The organism is Pseudomonas sp. WS 5059, assembly GCF_012985525.1.
Lineage (GTDB): Bacteria > Pseudomonadota > Gammaproteobacteria > Pseudomonadales > Pseudomonadaceae > Aquipseudomonas.
The window spans coordinates 377,728-383,936 of the sequence record NZ_JAAQWO010000007.1; the positions used below are offsets into that span (position 1 = coordinate 377,728).

The following is a 6,209-nucleotide window of genomic DNA, read 5'->3' on the forward strand; positions in this document are numbered from 1 at the left end:
GCGTCGATCATTAAACGGGCGGCATTTTAAACACAATTGCGGTGTTTCAGGTGGTTGGAGCACAACGTGCTTTTAATCAGCTGTGTTTAAGCGTTTTGTGCTGCAAATCGCCGCGCCACCTGGCCAGAACAGTCAAAAAATCCTTTTGGGCAGACATAAACTGGAAAAAACAGCTCGGAGGTGCCCATGAACGGTTTCGTAAAGACAGTCAATCAAACAGCCATTGACCAGCAAGAGCTCACCGAGTGGCGCGATGCCCTGGACTCCCTGGTACGCCACGCAGGCCCCGAACGTGCGCGGGAGATCCTCGATATGCTGGCCGACGCCGGCAACACCCCGGCCATCGGCTGGAAGCCGCGCCATGGCACGCCCTACATCAACAGCATCAGTGTTGCCCAGCAGCCGCACTTTCCCGGCGACCTGGCCACCGAAGAGCGCCTGGCCTCGCTGGTGCGCTGGAACGCCCTGGCCATGGTGGTCCGCGCCAACCAGGCCTATGGCGAATTGGGTGGCCATATCGCCAGCTATGCCAGCGCGGCGGACCTGTTCGAGGTGGGCTTCAACCATTTTTTCCGTGCGCGCCACGACAACGTCGGCGGCGACCTGGTGTTCTACCAGCCGCATTCCGCGCCTGGTATTTACGCGCGGGCGTTTCTTGAAGGCCGCTTGAGCGAGCAGGACCTGGCCCACTATCGCCAGGAGCTGGGCGCCGTCAAGGCCGGTGCCCGTGGCCTGTCCAGCTATCCGCACCCGTGGTTGATGCCGGACTTCTGGCAGTTCCCCACCGGTTCCATGGGCATTGGCCCGATCAGTTCGATTTTCCAGGCGCGCTTTATGCGTTACCTGCACCATCGTGGCTTGCAGGACACCACCGACCGCCACGTCTGGGGCGTGTTCGGCGACGGCGAGATGGATGAGCCGGAAAGCATGTCGGCCCTGACCCTGGCGGCCCGCGAAGGCCTGGACAACCTGACCTGGGTGGTCAACTGCAACTTGCAGCGCCTCGATGGCCCGGTGCGTGGCAATGGGCGGATCATTGACGAACTGGAGGCGCTGTTTGCCGGTGCTGGCTGGAACGTGATCAAGCTGGTGTGGGGTTCGGATTGGGACGCCTTGCTGGCCAAGGATGAGGATGGTGCGTTGGTGCGCACCTTGTCCCAGACCGTGGACGGGCAGTTCCAGACCTTTGCCGCCAAGGACGGTGCCTATAACCGCGAGCACTTCTTCGGCCAGAGTGAGTCCCTGGCCAAACTGGTGGCCGGCTTGAGCGACGAGCAGATCGACCGTCTCAAGCGCGGCGGCCACGACATGCTGAAAATCCATGCGGCCTATCACGCCGCGCGGCGGGTCAAGGGGCGCCCCACGGTGATCCTGGCCCAGACCAAGAAGGGCTTTGGCATGGGCGAAGCCGGGCAGGGCAAGATGACCACCCACCAACAGAAAAAACTCGACCGCGATGCGCTGATCGCCTTTCGCAACCGCTTCCAGTTGCCCTTGAGCGACGAGCAGACCGAATCCCTGAGCTTCTACAAACCCGCCGCCGACAGCGCAGAGATGCGCTACCTGCACCAGCGTCGCGCCGCCCTCGGCGGTTATGTGCCCAGCCGCAGCCAGCACGCCGAGCCGGTGCCTGTGCCGCCGGTGAGTGGCTACGGCGGCTTCGCGACCCAGGCCGAAGGCAAGGAAATGTCCACTACCATGGCCTTTGTGCGCATGCTCAGCAATTTGCTCAAGGACAAGGCCCTGGGCCCGCGGATCGTGCCGATTGTCGCCGACGAGGCACGCACCTTCGGCATGGCCAACCTGTTCAAGCAGATCGGCATCTACTCCAGCGTCGGCCAGCGCTACGAGCCCGAGGACATCGGCTCGATCCTCAGCTATCGCGAAGCCACCGACGGGCAGATCCTTGAGGAAGGCATCAGCGAAGCCAGTGCTATCAGTTCCTGGGTCGCGGCGGCTACCAGTTACTCGGTGCATGGCTTGCGCATGCTGCCGTTCTACATCTACTACTCGATGTTCGGCTTCCAGCGCGTGGGCGATCTGATCTGGGCCGCCGCCGACCAGCGCGCCCGGGGCTTTTTGCTCGGCGCCACGGCAGGGCGGACCACCTTGGGCGGCGAGGGCTTGCAGCATCAGGACGGCAGCAGCCATCTGATGGCGGCGACCGTGCCTAACTGCCGCGCCTACGACCCGGCATTCGCCGGCGAATTTGCGGTGATTCTCGACCATGGCATGCGCCAGATGCTTGAGCACGATGTGGACGAGTTCTACTACGTGACCCTGATGAACGAAAACTACCCGCAGCCGAGCCTGCCCGAGGGCGTCGAGGCGGCGATCATCAAGGGCATGTACCGCCTCGATGGCAGCGCCGGGGCCAAGGTGCGCCTGCTCGGCTCCGGCACCCTGGTGCGCGAGGCCCAGGCCGCCGCGCAGTTGCTGGCAGACGATTGGCAGATCGCCAGCGAGGTGTTCAGCGTGACCAGCTTCAGCGAACTGGCCCGCGATGCGCGCGAGGTGGAGCGCTGGAACCGCCTGCATCCGCTACAAGAACCGCAGCGCAGCCACCTGGCGACCTGCCTGCCCGAGGGTGTGCCAGTGGTTGCAGTGTCGGACTACGTACGCGCCGTGCCACAGATGATCGGTTCCTACCTGGGCTCCAGCTACACCGTGCTGGGCACCGATGGCTTCGGGCGCAGCGACACCCGTGCGGCGTTGCGCGACTTCTTCGAGGTGGACCGCCACCACATCGTGCTCGCCGCGCTGGCCGCCCTGGTGGAGCAGGGCAGCCTGGAGGCGCAGGTGTGCCAGCAGGCGATTGAACGGTACGGCCTGCACACCGAGCGTGCGGCGTCGTGGACCCACTGACACCTCAAGGTATATGAGGACTCATTGTAGGAGCGGGCTTGCCCGCGATGGCGTAGTGTCAGTTGATGCATAGGTGACTGACCCACCGCCATCGCGGGCAAGCCCGCTCCCACACAAGCCCGCTCCCACAGGGGTTTGTGGTGTGCCTTAGAGAGTGGCTATCAACTGGGGTCCAAACGCCTCACGCAAAAAATCCGGCGCGATATAGCGCTGGTAATGCGCCTCCGATAGCAGGAAAAACTCCCGATCAATCGCATCACGCAAATCCGCCAGGTGCCGCTCACGAAACTCGGGCAGCAACACCAACCCGTACGCATCCAGCCGGGAAATCACCCGTGCGCCTCGGGCAATCAACTGATAGGCCCAGCAATACGGCGACTGGTGCGGCATAAAGCGGATCTTGCGCTCCTCCAGCTGTTGGCGCAGGCGCGCAGGATCAAACACCTCCAGCTTGCTGGCCATGACCTGCACCAGCAACTGTTCGAGGCGCAGCCAGACCGCTTGTTTTTCCTCGGCGCTGTAGCCATTCCACTGAATGACTTCATGGTGATAGCGCTTGCAGCCACGGCACACCAGGTCGCCATACACGGTGGAACACAGGCCGACGCACGGCGTCTTGATGGTTTGATTGGACATAAAAACCGCGTCTTTCCTAATCCACTACAAAAGGGTTCACGGGCGCTCCATGGCGCTGAACTGTTGGTTCAACCATTGATACAACTGGGTGACCGCCCGCGACATCTGCCCGCGATGGGGGCAGGCGAAACTCAAGGGGTACACATCCCCGGCAATCTCTGGCAGCAGCACCACCAAGCGCTGCGCCTGGACATCGGCGTACACATCCAGCCAGGTCTTGTAGGCGATGCCTTCGCCGGCCACGGCCCAGCGCCGCACCACATCGGCGTCGTCGCTGAACAAGGGGCCGGCGACCTGCACGGTCTGCCCGCCCAACTCCCAGCGGTCATGCAGACGACTGTTTTGCAGGTACAGCAGGCACGGGTGGTGCGTCAGTTCGTCGGTGGACGCGGGGGCGCCGTGGCGCGCCACGTAGTCCGGCGAGGCCACCAGCACCCGGCGGTTCCAGGGCGCCAGGGGCAGGGCGATGTAGTTGGCGTCCTCGTTCCAGCCATAACGCAGGGCCACGTCCACCGGGTCGCGAAACAGGTTGGTGACCTGGTCCGACACCAAAAAGCGCAAGGTCAGTTCTGGATGCAGGCGGCGGAACTCGGTGAGCATCGGCAGCAGGATGTTGCGCCCCAGGTCCGACGGCGCGGCGATCTGTAACGTGCCCCGCAGCGGCGCGTCATCGCCGCGCAAACGTTCGCGGCCCAGCTCCAACTGCTCCAGCACGCTGCGGGCGGTGGGCAGGTACTGTTCGCCTTCGGCGCTCAAGCGCAGGCTGCGGGTGGTGCGGGTAAACAGCCGTACTTCCAGCTCGCGTTCCAGGCGCTTGATCGCTGCCGCGACCTGGCCCGGCAACAGGTTGGCCTCCACCGCAGCGGCGGTAAAACTGCCCAGGGCGGCGCTGCGCAGGAACAGCCCGAGATCATCGATGCGGATCATTTTCACTCCAGCAATGAAAGTGTTGCTGCATTTTGTCGATTTTTCTTCGTTCTGGGAACGGTAAAAATGCACGCCATCGAGGGCCATCGTCCCTCATCACTCGTGAGTTCCCATGAAAGCAATCACCTTTACCGAACATGGCCTGCCCATTGACGACCCACGTTCGCTGATCGACGTGAACATCAACGCCCCCCAGCCAGGCCCTCGGGACCTGCTGGTGGAAGTGCAGGCTGTGGCGGTCAACCCGATCGATACCAAGGTGCGCGCTGGTACCTACGCCCAGGAATCGAAAATCCTCGGCTGGGATGCAGCGGGTATCGTGCGCCAGGTCGGTAGCGACGTGAGCTTGTTCAAGCCAGGCGATGCGGTGTACTACGCAGGTTCCTTGATCCGCGCAGGCAGCTACAGCGAATTCCAGGTGGTCGATGAGCGCATCGTTGGCCACCGGCCACGCACGCTGGACGCGGCTCACGCCGCTGCCTTGCCGCTGACTTCGATCACTGCCTGGGAGTTGCTGTTCGACCGCCTTGGTGTGACTGAAGGCGCAGGCGAGGGTGATGTGCTGTTGGTGGTCGGGGCCGGTGGTGGCGTGGGGTCGATCCTGGTGCAACTGGCCCGCCAACTCACCAAAATGACCGTGATCGGCACCGCCTCGCGCCCGGAGACCATCGAGTGGGTCCAGCGCATGGGCGCCCATCATGTGATCGACCATAGCCGGCCGATGCTGGCCCAGCTCCAGGCATTGGGGGTCGATGGGGTCAGCCATGTCGCCAGCCTCACCCATACCGAGGAGTACCTGGCGCAATTGGTCGAAGTGCTGCGCCCCCAGGGGCGGCTGGGGTTGATCGATGACCCGGACAGCCTGGACGTCATGCCGCTCAAGCTCAAATCCCTGTCCTTGCACTGGGAGCTGATGTTCACCCGCTCGCTGTTTGAAACGGCGGATATGATCCAGCAGCACCACCTGCTCAACCGGGTGGCGCAGTTGATCGACCAAGGCGTGTTGCACACCACTCTCGGTGCGCATTTTGGTGCGATCAACGCGGCCAACATGCGCAGCGCCCATGCCCTGGTGGAAAGCGGCCAGGCGCGGGGCAAGATTGTGCTTGAGGATTTCCAATGAACACCCTGATCAAAGCCCTGGGCTTATCGCTGTGCGTAATGCTCGCCGCATGCGCCAGCCAACCTACCAATGGAGTCGCCAGCATGAGCAAACCCCTGATATCCATCGCCGTACTCAAGGCCAAGCCGGGCCAGGAACAAGCGCTCAAGGCCGGCCTGCTGGCCTTGGTCGAGCCGACCCGCACCGAGCCAGGCAACCTGGATTACGTGCTGTTCGAACTGCGTGATGAGCCGGGCACGTTCTATATGCGTGAAGCGTTCAAGAACCAGGCGGCCCTCGATGCGCATTTTGCGATGCCGTACTTCCAGCGCTTTGCCGCCACGGCGGATGACTTGCTGCTGGAACCTCTGAAGCTGATCTTTCTTGAGCAAGTCTCCAACTGATGCGTGCGCCATCGCCGGCAAGCCGGCGATGGCCTGCGATCAATCCCAGCTCAACGCCCCACCGGTCTGATACTCGATCACCCGGGTCTCAAAGAAGTTCTTCTCTTTCTTCAAGTCCATGATCTCGCTCATCCACGGGAACGGGTTAGTGGTGCCTGGGTATTCTTCCTTCAAGCCGATCTGCGACAGACGACGGTTGGCGATGAACTTGAGGTAGTCCTCCATCATTGCCGCGTTCATGCCCAACACGCCGCGTGGCATGGTGTCGCGAGCGT

General features: G+C 62.8%; 6 protein-coding genes. 3 read left to right on the forward strand and 3 right to left on the reverse strand.

Annotated features, from left to right (window positions below; all coding sequences use genetic code 11):
- Window positions 1-186 precede the first annotated feature (186 nt).
- The gene (gene mdeB / locus HBO12_RS22270) at window positions 187-2,865 is read left to right on the forward strand and encodes an alpha-ketoglutarate dehydrogenase (RefSeq protein ID WP_170043228.1); all 2,679 of its coding nucleotides are present in this window, start codon (window positions 187-189) and stop codon (window positions 2,863-2,865) included.
- 147 nt (window positions 2,866-3,012) lie between these two features.
- On the opposite strand, the gene HBO12_RS22275 is transcribed toward mdeB, so the two are convergent.
- Complete coding sequence (locus HBO12_RS22275) at window positions 3,013-3,501, reverse strand: DUF1289 domain-containing protein (protein WP_170043229.1); 489 nt, start codon at window positions 3,499-3,501, stop codon at window positions 3,013-3,015.
- 36 nt (window positions 3,502-3,537) lie between these two features.
- On the reverse strand, window positions 3,538-4,428 hold the full coding sequence (locus HBO12_RS22280; RefSeq protein ID WP_170043230.1) for a LysR family transcriptional regulator: 891 nt from the start codon (window positions 4,426-4,428) through the stop codon (window positions 3,538-3,540).
- A gap of 112 nt (window positions 4,429-4,540) precedes the next feature.
- Here HBO12_RS22280 and HBO12_RS22285 point away from each other — a divergent pair, with 112 nt between their 5' ends.
- Together HBO12_RS22285 and HBO12_RS22290 are read left to right on the forward strand one after the other, a co-directional pair.
- A complete protein-coding gene (locus HBO12_RS22285) occupies window positions 4,541-5,551 on the forward strand; it encodes a zinc-binding alcohol dehydrogenase family protein (RefSeq protein WP_169957064.1) in 1,011 nt (336 codons plus the stop codon).
- Window positions 5,552-5,634: 83 nt separating this feature from the next.
- On the forward strand, window positions 5,635-5,934 hold the full coding sequence (locus tag HBO12_RS22290; protein WP_169957065.1) for a putative quinol monooxygenase: 300 nt from the start codon (window positions 5,635-5,637) through the stop codon (window positions 5,932-5,934).
- Window positions 5,935-5,973: 39 nt separating this feature from the next.
- Here HBO12_RS22290 and HBO12_RS22295 read toward each other — a convergent pair.
- On the reverse strand, window positions 5,974-6,209 hold a 236-nt coding region (locus HBO12_RS22295; RefSeq protein ID WP_010208297.1), incomplete at its 5' end, for a ribonucleotide-diphosphate reductase subunit beta.